This is a genomic window from Acinetobacter pullicarnis, assembly GCF_006352475.1.
GTDB lineage: Bacteria > Pseudomonadota > Gammaproteobacteria > Pseudomonadales > Moraxellaceae > Acinetobacter > Acinetobacter pullicarnis.
This window is the reverse complement of the sequence record NZ_VCMZ01000001.1, coordinates 513044-529140: the sequence shown is the minus strand read 5'-3', so window position 1 is coordinate 529140 and position 16097 is coordinate 513044. Positions and strand designations below refer to the sequence as shown.

The 16097-nt window shown below is 43.4% G+C and carries 15 protein-coding genes; 3 read left to right on the top strand and 12 right to left on the bottom strand.

The features are described 5' to 3' along the window. Positions 1-17 precede the first annotated feature (17 nt). From FD716_RS02275 to hcaE, 5 genes are all read right to left on the bottom strand, one after another. Positions 18-974, bottom strand: a complete 957-nt coding sequence (locus FD716_RS02275) for a 3-carboxyethylcatechol 2,3-dioxygenase (RefSeq protein WP_139850749.1) — start codon at positions 972-974, stop codon at positions 18-20. A gap of 84 nt (positions 975-1058) precedes the next feature. After that, positions 1059-1877 (bottom strand): 3-(cis-5,6-dihydroxycyclohexa-1,3-dien-1-yl)propanoate dehydrogenase, encoded by an 819-nt coding sequence (gene hcaB / locus FD716_RS02270; protein WP_139850748.1) that lies wholly within the window; start codon positions 1875-1877, stop codon positions 1059-1061. Between the two features lie 2 nt (positions 1878-1879). Further along, positions 1880-2206 (bottom strand): 3-phenylpropionate/cinnamic acid dioxygenase ferredoxin subunit, encoded by a 327-nt coding sequence (hcaC, locus tag FD716_RS02265; protein ID WP_139850747.1) that lies wholly within the window; start codon positions 2204-2206, stop codon positions 1880-1882. Beyond that, a complete protein-coding gene (gene hcaF, locus FD716_RS02260; RefSeq protein ID WP_139850746.1) occupies positions 2206-2724 on the bottom strand; it encodes a 3-phenylpropionate/cinnamic acid dioxygenase subunit beta in 519 nt (172 codons plus the stop codon). The genes hcaC and hcaF overlap by 1 nt, the downstream gene beginning before the upstream one ends. Then, entirely contained in the window at positions 2721-4088 is a 1368-nt protein-coding gene (hcaE, locus tag FD716_RS02255) for a 3-phenylpropionate/cinnamic acid dioxygenase subunit alpha (RefSeq protein ID WP_139850745.1), read from the bottom strand. The genes hcaF and hcaE overlap by 4 nt, the downstream gene beginning before the upstream one ends. Before the next feature lie 211 nt (positions 4089-4299). Between hcaE and FD716_RS02250 the strand changes: the two genes are divergently transcribed. The 3 genes from FD716_RS02250 (at position 4300) to FD716_RS02240 (ending at position 7745) form a co-directional block, all read left to right on the top strand. After that, positions 4300-5184, top strand: a complete 885-nt coding sequence (locus FD716_RS02250) for a LysR substrate-binding domain-containing protein (RefSeq protein WP_139850744.1) — start codon at positions 4300-4302, stop codon at positions 5182-5184. 171 nt (positions 5185-5355) lie between these two features. Continuing rightward, entirely contained in the window at positions 5356-6213 is an 858-nt protein-coding gene (locus FD716_RS02245) for an alpha/beta fold hydrolase (RefSeq protein ID WP_139850743.1), read from the top strand. Between the two features lie 275 nt (positions 6214-6488). Beyond that, entirely contained in the window at positions 6489-7745 is a 1257-nt protein-coding gene (locus tag FD716_RS02240) for an OprD family outer membrane porin (protein WP_139850742.1), read from the top strand. 102 nt (positions 7746-7847) lie between these two features. Here FD716_RS02240 and FD716_RS02235 read toward each other — a convergent pair whose 3' ends face one another. The 7 genes from FD716_RS02235 to FD716_RS02205 all read right to left on the bottom strand — a co-directional run bounded on the left by FD716_RS02235 (position 7848) and on the right by FD716_RS02205 (position 15400). Further along, positions 7848-8732, bottom strand: a complete 885-nt coding sequence (locus FD716_RS02235) for a LysR substrate-binding domain-containing protein (protein WP_139850741.1) — start codon at positions 8730-8732, stop codon at positions 7848-7850. A gap of 109 nt (positions 8733-8841) precedes the next feature. Beyond that, on the bottom strand, positions 8842-10089 hold the full coding sequence (gene mhpT / locus FD716_RS02230) for a 3-(3-hydroxy-phenyl)propionate transporter MhpT (RefSeq protein ID WP_139850740.1): 1248 nt from the start codon (positions 10087-10089) through the stop codon (positions 8842-8844). Positions 10090-10524: 435 nt separating this feature from the next. Continuing rightward, complete coding sequence (dmpG, locus tag FD716_RS02225) at positions 10525-11544, bottom strand: 4-hydroxy-2-oxovalerate aldolase (RefSeq protein ID WP_139850739.1); 1020 nt, start codon at positions 11542-11544, stop codon at positions 10525-10527. Then, positions 11537-12445 (bottom strand): acetaldehyde dehydrogenase (acetylating), encoded by a 909-nt coding sequence (locus FD716_RS02220; protein WP_139850738.1) that lies wholly within the window; start codon positions 12443-12445, stop codon positions 11537-11539. Before FD716_RS02220 ends, dmpG begins: the two co-directional genes overlap by 8 nt. 25 nt (positions 12446-12470) lie before the next feature. Continuing rightward, on the bottom strand, positions 12471-13274 hold the full coding sequence (gene mhpD, locus FD716_RS02215) for a 2-keto-4-pentenoate hydratase (RefSeq protein WP_139850737.1): 804 nt from the start codon (positions 13272-13274) through the stop codon (positions 12471-12473). Positions 13275-13730: 456 nt separating this feature from the next. Next, complete coding sequence (locus FD716_RS02210) at positions 13731-14468, bottom strand: HAD-IIIA family hydrolase (protein WP_139850736.1); 738 nt, start codon at positions 14466-14468, stop codon at positions 13731-13733. Then, the gene (locus FD716_RS02205; RefSeq protein WP_139850735.1) at positions 14465-15400 is read right to left on the bottom strand and encodes an RluA family pseudouridine synthase; all 936 of its coding nucleotides are present in this window, start codon (positions 15398-15400) and stop codon (positions 14465-14467) included. Before FD716_RS02205 ends, FD716_RS02210 begins: the two co-directional genes overlap by 4 nt. Positions 15401-16097 lie beyond the last annotated feature (697 nt).

The window sequence follows — 16097 nt, the reverse complement described above, 5'->3', positions numbered from 1 at the left end:
ACATACGCTTGTTTTCCTTATTTTAATTCAGCTGAGACAATGCCAAAACCAGCAATCCACTCACTAATCGCTTCATAGCAATGTAGCGTCATCTGGTATTCACCCAATTCCGCCAAAGCCGCAAATGCAGCCATCCAGCAGCGAACTTCTTGTCCACCCCGACCACCGTCTACACGAATTTGCGCTTCGGTCATATTTTCAATGGCTTGGAAATCGGCTTGCTGAAAAATTTCGAGCAAGGCACGATCCCAATCGGCATTTAAAGGTACGGCAACGGATTGATCGCCCGCAGCAAGTTTTTGTCCAACCGCAATCACTTTGGCTTGACGTGCCTGACGTGCTTCAGCACTTGGATGCCGGCCAGAAATCAAAAAAGCTTCCACTTCAGGTGGAACAGCTCCCATTTGTGGCGTCGGTGGATCATGTGATAAGCCGCCCGTTCCTAATATCAGTACGCGCTCTTTTTCTAAATCAAGGCTTTGAATAAACTGGCCAATCGCCCGTCCCAATGCCACGGTTCTTTTGGTGGTGGGTAACGGTGCAGCAGCACTGTTAATAAAAATAGGAATCACAGGATAACGATCAAGTTGACCATCACATAAAAAGTGTAATGGTTGGGTCACCCCATGATCGGCTTGCATTTGATAGGAATATGCCAAGTCCACACCCGCATCGAGTACCTGCTGTACCATGGCAATGGCGGTCGGTTCAGGCACATTGAGCTGACCGGGACCATAATTCCAATCGCCTGCTGCACTGGCACGAATCCCAGCACAAAAACTTGGCATCAAGTCATAAAAGAAGCCATTAAAGTGGTCTGGGCCAAAGGCAATGATCAGCGTTGGGTCATAGTCTTTGACTTGCTGTGCCAACAATTGGAAGGTATCACGCACCTTGCGCTCTTGGGCATGATCTTGTGGAGTCGCAAACTCCATCAACGGGCTGTGCGATGCACAAATCAGCTTTACCGCCATGACTTACTCCTGTAGGGCGGACTGTGGGAGAACAGTCCTGTTATTCCATTGACTTGATTGATTTATGACGCACTTAACGGATATTTAAGCCTCGTCAAAAAAACCTGCGCGTGGCTTACGTAGTCCACGAATACCCAAGCCACAATCGGCATTGATCAATACACCTGTCAACGGTCGATTGTTTTCGCGTGCTGCCAATAACACATAGCAGCCCGTCATATCTTCAGCTTCAGGTAAAAAATTCAGTGGCATGCCTTGTGCCAAAACAGACATATCGCGACCATCAAGCAGCCCAACATTTTGCTGCCCCAAAGATGCCGCGCCTTTAATGTTGACGTTCATGCCCGATGGTGCAACCGCATTGACCCGAACTTTCGGTGCCAATTCATAGGCCAGCTCTTTCATTACCCCAACACCCGCATGTTTCGATGCGGTATAAATCGGCCCACCGCCACCCGAATAAGAAGCCGCATTGGACAGGGTCAGAACGATCGAACCTTCAGATTTAATCAATTCATCTAGTGCTGCTTTCGCACCTAAAATCAGAGACTTACTATTGATTGCCATGATTTCATCAAATGCAGTTTCGAGTTGTTCACCTGACATGTTGACGATGTCAGCATAATGATCCCAAATCCCCGCATTGGCGATAAAACAATCCAGCTTACCAAAGCGTTGTACTGTGGCTTCGACTGCACGGACATTGTCTTGATAACAAGTTACATCCCCTTCAACCACCACAATTTCATCGCCAAAGCGTTGCTTTAATGCCGCTACTTTTTCAGCTGAGCGCTGCAAGACCGCAACTTTTGCTCCTTCATTTAAAAAGCGCTGCACCAGTGCTAATCCCAAACCAGAGCCACCACCGGTAATTAGCGCCACTTCGCCCTGTAACCATCCCATGCTTAGGCTCCTTCCATCTGCACATACAACCCATCAGCTTCGATACTTACCGGAAAGGTTTGAATGGTATCTGTTGCAGGGAGGCATAAAGCCGTCCCGGTTTTTAAACAAAATCGTGCCGCATGCAATGGACATTCCACCGTACCATCGTCCTCAAGATAACCCTCTGACATTGAGGCATTACCATGTGAGCAACGGTCATTCATGGCAAAAAACTCACCTGCCAAATTGAACACTGCCAACGCTTCAATGCCATTGACACCGCATTCGACGCGGAGTGCTTCACCCTCGTCTATTTCGTCGATTTGACATAGAAAAATTTTATTCATTAGAAGAACACACTCAAGTTATGCGAATTGTAAGTCACCTGATCTAAGGTGATTTTACGGTTGAAAATTTGCCAACCAAGCCCTGAATCAACTCGACGAAGCTTGTCCAAGCGCTTGCCCACATAGAAAGTCACATCTTTTTCTTTCTGGGTGCGATACAACAAATAGCAGACATGTACATCATATTCGCCTTCAACATCAGTGGCTTCAGCGCGAATATTGGTCACCATATGGGTGGTGCGTGATGGCGGCTCTTCGGCCCAAGCCATTCCCGTTTCTAAACGTGCGACACGACGTTCAAGTAAATGCTTGTTATCGTTAAACACCCATGTGGTCGGCAATTCGAGTGCACGACGACGATCACGGGTTTGCGCATTGGGCGTGGTACGCAAGGTATAAGAGATATCTTCTGCAAGCACATCTAACCATTCACGAAAACGCCATTCATCCAACAACGCGGCTTCCTGATACAAAAACTGACTGATCTGATGCTGTAATTCCATGCTGACAAGCTTCATTTCAATAACTCCTGCTCATAAGCATCGGTGGCTTTTTCAACGTCTTCCCAAGTTTCATGTATCAGTAAATCGGCCCAACGACGGTACATACCACGCGCAGCGGTTTCTGAAAAAATATAGTTGGTAATCCCTGGAATACCATCTTCACGGACTTTTTCGTTGCCCAAGCCCATTTCCATCAACAATGGATTGTTACGTGCTTTATAACCACGTAACACTTTTTGGATTTCAATCCAGTTTTCGGAGTCATCTTGCTCAAGAAAACCGGCTGGACCAAAGGCACGGGTGGCGGAACGTTCAAAGGCTTCTTTTACTTCTTGTGAAGCTTCAGCATCGGCAATACAGAATGCCCAAACTTCAGTTTTATTGGGACCACGTGGATGCCAAACACGCAATGTTGCCGTACCGTTCAACCATGACATGGTCGGGAACATGTTGTTGTGTCCTGCCAAACGTAAGGCACGAACATCACCTAAACGCTCTTTTACTTCATCGTAAGTTTCACGGAAATAGTTGGCGACCTCACCATCAACCCACACGTTGGCATCAGGTTTTTCGGTAAAGAAGAAACCTGAACCATGGCCACGCTGACCGTATTGAATGGCATCTTTGGCCGTTTCCCAGACTGGACGCGCGGTTTGTGCATCACCAAGTTTTTTACTGCTGTCATCATCGGGTTTTGCACCCAAAACTTGAATCGCAGAAGCATGTGAGAACAATGCATGGTATTGATCTGATGCAAATTGTTCTGCCGCAAATTTCCAGTTACATTCGATTTCCCACTTATGTACACCACCGATAATCTCGGTGCCGCCCGGTCTGCGGTCTAAGACACCATCTAAATACCAAGCGATATCGCCCATATAATCCAATAGGTCTGGGGTGGTTTCATCCCAGCAACCAAAGATCAAACCTTTATAGGATTCAATACGATTGACTTCAATTAAGCCCCATTTTTCTTTGCAAGCGCCTTGCGGAAAAGCACGATCTTCCAATGGGATATCTTTGAGTTGCCCATCCACCCCATACGACCAACCATGATAAGGACAGGTAAAGGCACGGGTGTTGCCGCAGTCTGCAAAACTGACACGCATTGAACGATGTCGACATTGGTTTAACAAACCTTTGATCGAGCCATCTTTTTGGCGAGTAACGATGATTGGGTCTTCACCCATATAAGTATTAAAAAAGTCGCCGGCTTTGGGAATTTGGCTTTCATGGCATAGAAATAACCATGTCCGACCAAAAACACGCTCAAGTTCGAGATCATATAATTCTGGGTCGGTATAAATAGATGGCACAATGCGACCATTTTTAGCGTCAACTAGGCGATCAATTTCCTGCAGATTAATTCTATTTTTCATCATTACTCTCCATAGCGTCAGCATCCATAAAATCAAAATGGTTCATTTACGGGCTAATATGGATTCAACAATCATGAATGAGAAATATTATTTATATATGCTGCTATAGATGATGCCGATTATAAAGATTAGCTTTAAGTGATTTAAATCAGATATGCTGCAGTTTATTTAAACTTAACACCCTGATTAATTAAACTACAGGATGAGAGAAATGGAATTACGTCATCTTCGTTATTTTGTGACTGTTGCTGAAGAGCTAAATTTCAGTAAAGCCGCGCAAAGATTATTTACCGCACAACCATCACTGAGTCAGCAAATTAAGTATTTAGAAGAAAAATTAGAAATTAAATTATTTAATCGTACCAAGCGTAAAGTTGAGCTCACCGAAGAAGGGCTTAATTTTTTACCTTATGCCCAAGCGACTTTAGCGCAAGCAGAGTTAACCATTAAAAAAACCCAACAAGTCGCCAATGAACAAAGCAATTGTTTAAAGATTGGCTTTGTCCCTGTGGCTGAGCTAAAAGTCTTCCCCGTTATTTTGCCCAATCTTCGATTTGAAAACCCACATTTAAAAATCTCATTGCAGAGTATGAATGAGCTTGAACAGCTAGATGCATTAAAATCGGGCAGCATCGACATTGGTTTTTTACGAGAAAATATTAATACCGACCAAATCAGTAGTAACTTAATTTTCAGAGAAAAAATGATTTTCTTACTGCCAAAAGATCATCCGCTGTGTCGATATGAAGTCATTCCCGTTGAAACCCTCAATAATGAAGCTCTGATTATTGCATCGATTGAACATGCACCAACCTTACATAAATCGGTGATGCATTTTGCCAAAAAAAATAATATCAAGTTCAATCTGATTCAACATGCAGGCAATATTTTATTTAATATTAACTCGGTCAATATGGGGCTCGGTTGTGCGATTTTACCTTGTTATATCGAGCCGATTATTCAAAACCAAAACAACATTACCACACGACCACTCAGTATTGAGTTGCCCTTACTCGACTTATTTATGAGCTATAACAGCAAAAATAATCTAAAAAATATCGAAAAGTTCATTCAGTCGATTCAGAGCAGAATCTAAAAACCTAAGCCGAGTCATGCTTTTTAAGATTTTAAAACGATGACTCGGCTCATAAATTATATTAGTGAAATTTTTTAGATTAAACCATGATGCTGCTATCTCGTTGGAGAAACTGTATCCAAATTCTATGGATATCTCCCCCTTGCCTATTCGCAACTGAAAGGACCTTATATGTGCGCTATGGACGTTCCAAATTATAAAACTGATGCATTTTTCGGCCTCGAAGATCAATGGTTAGAAACTGCCCCTGGCGAACTAACCCATTATCATGAGGTGGGTGCTGGTGCACCGATTCTCTTTTTACATGGTTCAGGGACTGGCGTTTCTGCTGCGGCGAACTGGTGGTTAAACCTAAACCAGATTGCTGAAGTTGGGCATTGCTATGCCATTGACTCCATTGGCTACGGTCAAACTGTGGTTGCCGATGGGACCGCATACGGTATTAAAGCGTGGGTTGAGCATGCGATTCGCTTTTTAGATAAAGCTGGTATTGAAAAAACCTGGGTGGTCGGTAACTCATTGGGCGGTTGGTTGGCTTTTCAAATGGCACTCGATTATCCTGAACGTCTGCTCGGTATTGTGTCGATGGGCACAGGTGGCGCCAAACAAACCGCAGCCTTAAAACAACATGCCAATCCTGAGTTATCACTTGCGGGTATTAAAAAAACCCTCGAAATGTTTGTGGTCGACAAAACACTGATCACCGATGAATTGGTCAAAGTCCGCTTTGAAGCCGCAAAAAATGATTTTGCCTCAGACCGTTTATTAGAAGTGGTGGGCGCACGTGATCGTGATCGTTTTGCATTACCACTCGACTTTGAAAAAATGAAAAATATCGACCTCCCCGTTTTGTTAATCCATGGCGTCCAAGATGTGGTGATTCCTGTTAGTCGTAGTTGGGATATTTTAAATACAGTGCCACATGCCGATGCGCATATTTTCAATCAATGTGGTCATTGGTCTCAAGTGGAAAAATCGGAAGAATTTAATACGATTATCTGCAACTACTTAAAACAGCACGGTTGTTAAATACAATTTCCAAATAGAATGGTTAAAATAGTTCCAATCTGTTTCCAGCGCTCGCCTTAATATAAGGCGGGCTTTTTTATAATAAAATAAAACAGAAAAATTAGAATTCACAAACAGCACTCTCAAATAAACACCTCATAAACTCATCGCAAAAAAACAGTTATAACGATTATAAAAACCAGCATCTTTAATATGAATTAGTATTAAAAAATTGCCTGTTTATAATTTAATTAAAAGTTAAAAGGACTTTTTAATCATCTGTTTAGGAACGAACAATGAACAAAACTCAACTTTCACTACTCATCATTTCGACGTTTAGTATTTATAGCCACGCCAATAGTTTTATTGATGACAGTTCAGTAAAACTGACCACACGCAACTTTTATTTAGATCGAGACTTTACTGATTTTAAAGCCATACCGGGTGCCAAGGACTGGGCCCAAGGTTTTATACTCAACATTCAATCGGGTTATACCCCAGGCACAGTTGGCTTTGGTTTAGATGTACAAACGCTAACCTCAGTGAAACTGCAAGGAGATGAAAAATATCTTGGCAGTGGTTTATTACCCACAGATCCAAAGACCCGTGAGCGCTCCAAAACGGCCAGTGAAATTGGGGTAACGGCCAAAGTTAAATATCAAAAAACCGAGGTTAAACTGGGTACTTTGCAGCCGTGGACGCCTGTAATCTTTAGCTCACCCTCTCGATTACTGCCACAAACCTTTTTAGGGGGCATGCTGCAAAGCCAAGCACTCTCAGATTTTGATTTGGTTGCGGGTTATATCAACAAGGTGAATCATCGCGATTCAACCAATTATGAAAAGATGACCAATACTGCATTTAATGGCCGCTTTAAAATGGCAGAAACAGATTCTTTTTCCTTTGCTGGTGGAAAATACAATCTCTCTAAAAACACCCAAGTCGGCTTATATTATGGAGTAGCCGAGGATATTTATAATCAAACGGCATTCACCTTTAAAAATAATATGGCACTTAATGATCAGAGTAAGTTGATCACGGATATTCGACTTTGGAACAGCAGTGAAAATGGTCAAGCACGTGCAGGTAAAATAGACAATACGCTTGCAACTGCCAATTTAGGACTGAATCACAATAATCACACGCTTACTTTCAGTACCATGCAAAACTATGGTGATACTGCACATCCCTATTTATCTGGTGGTGAGGTGCTGATTTTTATTGATGGTTGGAGTACCGATTTTTTAAACCCCAAAGAACAGGTTTATGGCCTACGCTATGACTATGACTTTAAGGATTACTTACCCGGTCTGAAGTTTATGACCCGTTACAACAAAGGCAGTCATATCGATCTGCCCCATTTGGGTGGCACTAAGCTTAAAGAGGATTCTTGGGATTTTGATCTGCAATACACCCTACAAACAGGCATGCTCAAAGGCTTAGGTTTAAGAGCGCGTTATGCCATGTATGACAATAACTTTGCCCAAAATGCATCGTTTAAACCCGCAGATGAAACCCGCGTCAATATTGACTATACCTGGACCTTTAAATAAACCGTTCAACGCTTGATTCAATCATCACCTTAACTGTATAAGCCTCCTTGCCAATATTCGCGAGGAGGCTTATACAGTTGGGCAAAGCAAACTCACAGGCTGCTAGCGATTTTTCATTTTCTTAAAGTTTTCAATTAAAGTATCCAATGATGCGGTATTTTTGGTGTTTTTATAATTGAGATACAGCTTAATCTTGGGATTAATATTGGTAAACTTTTTAATGACTGTATTACTGGTGGCAATACCATGAATAAAGTCAGGCAAAATTGAAACTCCCATGCCCATATTGACATAGCTCATGGTGACAAAAGCATTTTCTGATTCCATCACTACATTTAACTTGATATTGTTTTTCGCCATAATCTCCAAGACCAGTGCTCTTAATTCGGGTGCATGCGTTTCAGCGGGCAACAGAAAATCGACGCCATTCAATTCTTTTAAGGGAATATAAGAGTACTTATTCAATGGATGGTTTTTAGGCAAGACCAACCAGAGGTCTTCTTCCAAACACTCTAGGCTGCCCATTTCTTCATTTTGAATATTATTGCGAGTGAAGGCTAAATCAATCTCCCCCTTTTCGAGTTTTTTAATGAGTACGGGACCCGTATCGCTAATTAACTCAACTTTAACCGAAGCGGCTTGGTCCTTGATCGCATCTAAAATAATATTGGGGATTTTAACTTCTACCCCATTCAGCACCCCGATTTTTACAGTGGCATATTTCGCATTGAGCTTTTTGGCATAGTTACGTGCCTTTTCAGCTTCAACCAGTGTTTTTCGGGCTTCTACTAAAAATACTTCACCCGCTTTGCTGAGCTTGAACACCCGACCACTGCGTTCAAATAATTCAACCCCAATATAATCTTCCAAATCTTTCATTTGTTGACTGAGCGAGGACTGTACGGTATTGAGTTTTCTTGCGGCAGAAACAAAACTTTTTTCTTCACAAATACTCAAAAAATACCTTAAATGTCTTAAAGCCAGCATGATTCATCTTCCTTAAAATGCTGAAACAAATCATTCGATTTGCTTCAAAACCAAGAAGTCACCTCGAATCATTCGAAGTCACTTCTTAACCTCATACAAGGGATAGAACTTATGATGAAACGGCTTGGTTTGCAGGATTCAGCTGTTGCGGTTTCTCAAGCTTTCTTGACAGCAACATCATAATGATCGCTGCCAACACAATACCTGGAATCGCGGCAGTAAAGACGCCTGATGCACCAGCACCTGAAGCAATAATCATCCCTGCAACTGTCGGCCCCAACATCGCACCAACGCGGCCAACTGCAGAAGCAGCCCCCACACCTGTTCCTCTTAAATGTGCTGGATAAACAAAACTGCCGTAGGCATATAATACGCCCTGCCCACCAATGGTAAATGTTCCTGTTAATGCCGCTGCCATATAAATCGTTGTCAGTGTGGTTGCTGCATTTAAACAGAGTAATCCAGCCAATATCCCCAAATACATCATGCCAATGACCAGCACTTTATTCCAGCGATCAATGAGTATTCCAAGTATAACGGTTCCAAAGAAAGCACCGATCATAAAGAATACTTGCGCCATACTGCCTTGTTGACGACTGAAGCCCAATTCCATAAATAATGAAGGCAACCAGCTCAACATAATATAAACCACCATTAAGGTGAAGAAATAGCTCACCCAAAGTAATAAAGTGCGAGCAATATACGGTGCACTGAAAATTACTTTAAAACCGGCTTCTTTTACTTTATTGGCAACTTTGTCTTTAACGGACTGTAGGTATTCTTTCGATTCCGGGAGGCAATAAATCATTAAAGGAATCGCCAATAATGGCAAGATACCGCCTAAATAGAATACGGTTTTCCAGTCACCGCTTTGATCAAAAGCAGACCATGTTGACAACAACAAGGCACCAACTGGCATACCGCAATACATCAAGCCAACTGCTCGACCTCGGTTTTCAGCTGTCGTGGCTTCTGAAGCCAAAGTAATCAAATTAGGTAAAGCTGCGCCCATGCCAACGCCAGCCAAAAAACGCACGGCAAGTAAGCTATAGAAGGAGTTGACCCAAACGGTCATGAGCGTAAATACTGCAAATATTGCGACTGACCAAATCAGGACTTTTTTACGCCCGACTTTGTCGGCATAGCGTCCACCCAATACCGTTCCCGGTAAGAGGCCTAAAATGCCTGCACTAAAAAAGATACCCAGTTGCTCTGGGCTTAACGCGAAATACTGTTTAATACCTGAAGCAGCAATACCTGCTGCCTGTAAATCTGCTCCTTCAATCACTGCAATGATAAAGCAGATAAGTACGGTGATTGGCGAAGTGTTTTTTTGATCTTTGATTTGATGATCCATGTCGACTTTCCTTTGTCTTAACCCCATGCAAATAGTTACATTATGTAAAAAACCGCAATAGCTAGACTAAAGTTTAATTGACAAGAAAAAACCATATTAAAAAAGATAAACCCTTATATTTCAACATGCTTCAAAGCGTATTTATTCAGACTTCACCCCTTAGCATCTATTTTTTATATGAGTCGTAAAAATCACCCTATACACTAATACTTATCTTACATTTTCATATCGCTGTTTTATATCAATCCCGCCCTCTTCTCCCCATTAAAACAGCAACATCAGCTTTGTTTAAATCCTAAGCACGTCCCGTCCAAATTGAGTCGTGACGTTCCTCAATATTTTCAAACAACATTTACTCATGCACTAGCCACAAATAAAAAAACGCCAGTTCGCATACCGCGAACTGGCGTCAATTCCCAAATGTCTTACCGCGACTTAGCTTTGTGCTGCCTTGGCTTTAGACATGGTCAAAGCGAGATCTTCGATCATATCTTCCTGACCGCCCACGGTGCCGCGACGACCAAGCTCCATTAAGATTTCACGTGCTGAAACCCCATATTTTGCTTCTGCACGTTTAGCAAACAATAAGAACGATGAATACACCCCAGCATACCCCAGCGTCGCTGCATCGCGATCCGCACGAATCGGATTGAGCATCATTGGAATCACCAAGTCTTCTGCAATATCTTGAACCTTAAACAGATCGACACCCGTTTCCAAGCCCATACGATTGGCAACGGCAATAAACAGTTCAAGTGGTGTATTGCCTGCACCTGCCCCTAAACCAGCCGCCGCCAAGTCCACCCGAGTCGCCCCAGCATCAACTGCGGCCACGGTGTTAGCCACTCCCATGCCCAAGTTATGATGCCCATGAAAACCAATTTCAATTTTGGCATCTAGACTTTGGCGTAAAGCTGCAACACGATCCGTCACATCTTGCGGCAACATATAGCCAGCAGAGTCGGTGACATAAATACAGTTAGCACCATAGGACACCATTTTTTCAGCTTCTTGCAACAGCTGCGCAGGTGTAGCCATATGTGCCAACATTAAGAAACCAACCGTATCCATCCCCAACTGTCGTGCCGTATGGATGTGTTGCTCGGACACGTCCGCTTCCGTACAGTGCGTGGCGACACGAATGGTACTCACCCCAATCTCATGCGCCATTTTTAAATGGTCGACCGTGCCAATTCCCGGAATCAGTAAAGCTGAAATTTTAGCCTGCTGCATGCGCGGCACCACCGCAGTCAGATACTGCTCATCCGTCGCGGCCGCAAAACCATAGTTCACTGACGAACCACCCAAGCCATCACCATGTGTCACTTCAATCAGTGGCACCCCTGCTTGGTCTAAAGCAGTTGAAATGGCAATCATTTGTTCAATACTTGTTTGATGACGTTGTGGATGCATACCATCACGCAAGGTCATATCGTGCACAATAATTTTAGACATGCGCAGACTCCTCAGCACGTTTCACAAGACGTTCAGCAAACATTTCCGCAGTGCGCGCAGCAGCAGCGGTCATAATGTCGAGATTACCGGCATAAACAGGTAAGAAATCACCAAGACCCTGAACTTCCAAATACACCGAAACACGATTATCTTCAAAGATCGGGCCATTCACCAAGCGATAGCCGGGTACATATTGCTGTACTTGGGCAATCATGGCGTGGACGGATGCGGTAATCGCAGCTTGATCTGGCTCACCTTCAACCAAACAATGCACCGTGTCGCGCATCATTAATGGCGGCTCAGCCGGATTGATAATAATAATGGCCTTGCCTTGCTTGGCACCGCCCACCTGCTCAATCGCCCCTGCCGTGGTTCGAGTGAATTCATCAATGTTTTTACGTGTTCCCGGCCCAACCGACTTGGTCGATACCGTTGCAATAATCTCTGCATAAGCAACCGGCTGTACTTGTGAAATTGCCGCAACCATAGGAATGGTGGCTTGTCCACCACAAGTCACCATATTCACATTGGGTACTTGTCCAGCATCTAATAAGGCATTCAAATTCACTGGTGGTACACAGAAAGGACCGATTGCAGCAGGCGTGAGATCAATCATCAATACGCCAAGTTCATTGAGCTTACGACTATTTTCCGCATGCACATAAGCCGATGTCGCATCAAATGCAATTTGCACTTCATCCGCCAAAACGTGTGGCAACAAGCCATCCACCCCATCACTGGTGGTTTTTAAGCCCATTTGCGCTGCACGAAGCAAGCCTTCAGACTGCGGATCGATCCCCACCATCCAGACTGGCTCTAAAATTTCACTACGTTGTAATTTATACAGTAAATCTGTACCAATATTGCCTGGGCCAATTAAGGCGCATTTTATCTTTTTCATTTAGCGATTCTCTTTTCTGGTTCCATCAATTCGATGCCGCAGCGAATACCGCACTGAGCTCACCCAATCCTTCGATCTCAACCTTAAATACATCACCCGCTTGCACCACCACCATGGGTCCCAGTGCTCCGGTCAAAATCAAATCTCCCGCACGCAGTGGACGACCACGACGTACCATTTCATCTGCCAACCACACCGCAGCATTCAATGGGTTGCCCAAACAAGCACGCCCAGTCCCCTGTGAAACCACCTCATCACCACGGGTCATCTGCATTTTGCAATTGAGTAAATCCAAGTTTTCCAGCTTGACTGGACGTGAACCCAATACAAAGGCCGCTGAAGACGCATTGTCCGCAACGGTATCAATAATCGAGATTTTCCAGTTTTCAATGCGGCTATCAACAATTTCAATTGCAGCCAAGGCATAGGCGGTCGCACTGATAATATCGGCATAGTTGTGCTGCGCCTTATCAAGATCGTGTTGCAACACCAAGGCAATTTCAGCTTCAACTTTGGGCTGAATAAACTGATCTATTGCAATGCTTTCACCATCGCCATAAGCCATATCGGCAAATAACATTCCAAAATCAGGCTGATCAACCCCCAACTGGGTTTGCACGACTTTTGACGTCAGCCCGATTTTCCGTCCAACCAAGCGACGACCCTGCCCTAAAGCGGCTTGCGTATTGATTTCTTGAACAGCATAAGCAGCATCCAAGTCTGCATATTCACCACCAAGTTCAGCACGAACGGGAGCAATCGCAGCCTGATGATGCGTGGCTTGTCTCAAGGCCAAGGCAACTGATTCAATCAGCGTAGAATTCGACATCAACGTTTCCTTAAACTGCAAATAAAAACAATCATGTTTTCAATGGGGAAAGCCTTTCAAATGCAATAAAGACTTCACCGGCACAGGAAGCTGCAACGATGGTTTAAGCATCAATGAGAGATTCAATAAAATAAGTGGCTAGCATCCTGCATATGCAATTTTTGAATATGAATGTGCAGCTGAGCTGTCCTGTTTTGATCGCTCAATCGAAGCAGTCCCTTGAAAACAGAGGTGTATATAAACAATTTAAGAATCGTGAATTTAGGCGTTGAATACCAATACTTATTATATGAACTAGGATAGCTGATAACTATTAGTGCCCAGATCGTCTTTAGCGTCGACGACAGCAACTTGATTCATCCATGAGTCTGCTGATTTTTTTATTTTACCCAAACAATAAGGTCGCTGCTTAAGCAACGACCTTATTGTTTGCAATAAACCAAATGATTAAATGCTTTACCCCTGTGCAAGCACAGTACGGTGACTTTGTAGCAATTGATTAAGGTAGTCATGCAAGGCTGCAACATCGGCCACAATATTAAGCGGAGCAAACTGTGCAAGCGACTCTACTGGATGCACACCATAGCCAACACCGATGCTTTTCATTCCAAGATTTCTTGCCATCTCAAGATCATAAGACGTATCGCCAACCATCACAGCTTGCTCTACAGCAATACCTGTTTCGGCCAGAATCTCTTCAAGCATGCATGGATCGGGCTTCGATTTGGTCTCACTGGCGGCACGGGTGGTCACAAATAAATCATGACTATCGGTATGATTCAGCACACGATCTAAGCCACGACGACTTTTTCCGGTCGCCACAGCCAATTGCACGCCTTGCTGCTTTAGATCCTGTAGCAGTTCCGCCACACCATCAAACCAACGATCGTCGGCTGAATTTTCTGCATAGTGACGGGAATAGGATTCAAGTATGCCTTGATGTAATTCAGGTGCTTGTGGAAATAAAACCTGCATCACCTCAGGCAAGCCCAAACCAATAATGCTTTTGGCAGCATCATCGGTTAACGGTTGCTGAAATTGCTGTGCAGCAAAATGTAGACTTTTTACAATCTGGCCAACCGAATTATACAAAGTGCCATCCCAATCAAAAATAACCAATTGAATTGGGTCAACACTCGGATTGATTTCGCGCTCCTGTTGCACAGCCACAGCAACATCAACATCTAGACTCATTGTGACTGCGCTCTTAATTGCGCGACCAAGCTTTGCATATCTTCAGGCAATGGTGCTTCAATCACAGGAAAACCAGGAATATCAAGGCGCATTGCATGTAAACACAGGCGACGCGGTGCAGGTCCTTTATATTCGGTCTGATGACCGTACTTATCATCACCAATCAAGGGATGACCAATACTTAGACCATGTACACGAATCTGATGGGTTCGGCCCGACAATGGTGAGGCATAAACCAAGGTCCCATGACGAAAACGTTCTTTTACTTTCCACTGGGTCTGGCTTGGCTTACCTTCTTTGGCAATGCGCACACGACGCTCACCATTAGACAACTCGTAACGCAACAAAGGTGCATCAATCAATTGTTTATCGAGGGCGACCTGACCTTTTACAATCGCAGCATAGGTTTTTTGGATCTTATGTTCACGCAACAAGTCTTGTAGCGTTTTTAAAGTACTGCGCTTTTTACTGATCATCACCAACCCAGAGGTATCACGGTCAATACGATGAATCAGTTCTAAATACTTTTTACCTGTCGCTGCACGCAAGGCCTCAATGAGACCATACGCCACGCCGCTGCCGCCATGCACCGCAATGCCTGAGGGTTTATTGATCACCAATAAGCCTTCATCTTCATAAACAATGCGATTTAACAGACTTTGTGCAACTTTATCGGACACTGGAACATCGGTTTCTTCTTTTTGTTCATAGCGAATTGGTGCTACACGGATTTGATCACCTAGCACCAATTTGGTTTCTGCTTTGATTCTTTTTTTATTGATACGCACCTGACCCTCACGCATTAAGCGATAGATTCGGCTTTTAGGCACCCCTTTGAGACGGCTAAATAAAAAGTTATCAATGCGCTGACCGACTTGATGTTCGTCGACTTCAAACCAAGTGACACTTTGCCATTGCTGTGTAGAATCCATACAGTTACTCAGAGCTATAAAAATTAAATTTGATTGAAAATTGATCACTTAGATGATGTTTTTCACAAGAAAACTAAGCTTACCCCATAGGCAGATGATCGAAGGTTTGCTATAGTCGGGCAACGGATACCACCGTAATAGAGTCGCTTTTTAGACATTTCAAAATAAATGAAATTCAGTACTAATCCAGCCACTCGTTTTTTACGCGGAAAGGTCCCCAAAGAATATGCCGACGCCGAAGGCTTTATTATATCGGCAAAAACACAAACTGTTGCGTTTAATTGTGCTTTTGCACATAAATCGACATGTTGAAAAACATTATGTTGCCAACTTCGATGTTGGTTTTTAAAAGTAAACTGATCCACATCAGCCAAATTGTGACCAAGAGTTTTCAGAACACAAGCGTTTGAGGCATTGGAACTGTGCCATTGTAAAGATACGACGATCATTCCGTATCAAGACATACTGCCTATCATGCAGTTGATCTTCGAACAAAGTACAGTGAAAGTAACGCATCTAATGCACCGCTTGAAGTTTCAGTGAAAATATTGGGAACTTTAATCGAAGTCAGATTAAAGTGGACTTGCCTACATTTATAGGTGAATCAAAGCAAAGCCATAAAGGCCGCTATACTCAAAAATTGCACGGTAAGTAAATGTGATTGAGTGTTGTTTCATCTTCAAAGATGTCCGCAAAT

What these genes read in the sequence shown, in the direction of transcription:
- FD716_RS02250 (WP_139850744.1), top strand. Translation starts at nt 4,300, where the DNA reads ATGGAATTACGTCATCTTCGTTATTTTGTGACTGTTGCTGAAGAGCTA.
- FD716_RS02205 (WP_139850735.1), bottom strand. Translation starts at nt 15,400, where the DNA reads ATGGATTCTACACAGCAATGGCAAAGTGTCACTTGGTTTGAAGTCGAC.
- hcaB (WP_139850748.1), bottom strand. Translation starts at nt 1,877, where the DNA reads ATGGGATGGTTACAGGGCGAAGTGGCGCTAATTACCGGTGGTGGCTCT.
- dmpG (WP_139850739.1), bottom strand. Translation starts at nt 11,544, where the DNA reads ATGTCTAAAATTATTGTGCACGATATGACCTTGCGTGATGGTATGCAT.
- hcaE (WP_139850745.1), bottom strand. Translation starts at nt 4,088, where the DNA reads ATGAAAAATAGAATTAATCTGCAGGAAATTGATCGCCTAGTTGACGCT.
- mhpD (WP_139850737.1), bottom strand. Translation starts at nt 13,274, where the DNA reads ATGTCGAATTCTACGCTGATTGAATCAGTTGCCTTGGCCTTGAGACAA.
- FD716_RS02275 (WP_139850749.1), bottom strand. Translation starts at nt 974, where the DNA reads ATGGCGGTAAAGCTGATTTGTGCATCGCACAGCCCGTTGATGGAGTTT.
- hcaF (WP_139850746.1), bottom strand. Translation starts at nt 2,724, where the DNA reads ATGAAGCTTGTCAGCATGGAATTACAGCATCAGATCAGTCAGTTTTTG.
- FD716_RS02240 (WP_139850742.1), top strand. Translation starts at nt 6,489, where the DNA reads ATGAACAAAACTCAACTTTCACTACTCATCATTTCGACGTTTAGTATT.
- FD716_RS02245 (WP_139850743.1), top strand. Translation starts at nt 5,356, where the DNA reads ATGTGCGCTATGGACGTTCCAAATTATAAAACTGATGCATTTTTCGGC.
- FD716_RS02220 (WP_139850738.1), bottom strand. Translation starts at nt 12,445, where the DNA reads ATGAAAAAGATAAAATGCGCCTTAATTGGCCCAGGCAATATTGGTACA.
- hcaC (WP_139850747.1), bottom strand. Translation starts at nt 2,206, where the DNA reads ATGAATAAAATTTTTCTATGTCAAATCGACGAAATAGACGAGGGTGAA.
- FD716_RS02210 (WP_139850736.1), bottom strand. Translation starts at nt 14,468, where the DNA reads ATGAGTCTAGATGTTGATGTTGCTGTGGCTGTGCAACAGGAGCGCGAA.
- FD716_RS02235 (WP_139850741.1), bottom strand. Translation starts at nt 8,732, where the DNA reads ATGCTGGCTTTAAGACATTTAAGGTATTTTTTGAGTATTTGTGAAGAA.
- mhpT (WP_139850740.1), bottom strand. Translation starts at nt 10,089, where the DNA reads ATGGATCATCAAATCAAAGATCAAAAAAACACTTCGCCAATCACCGTA.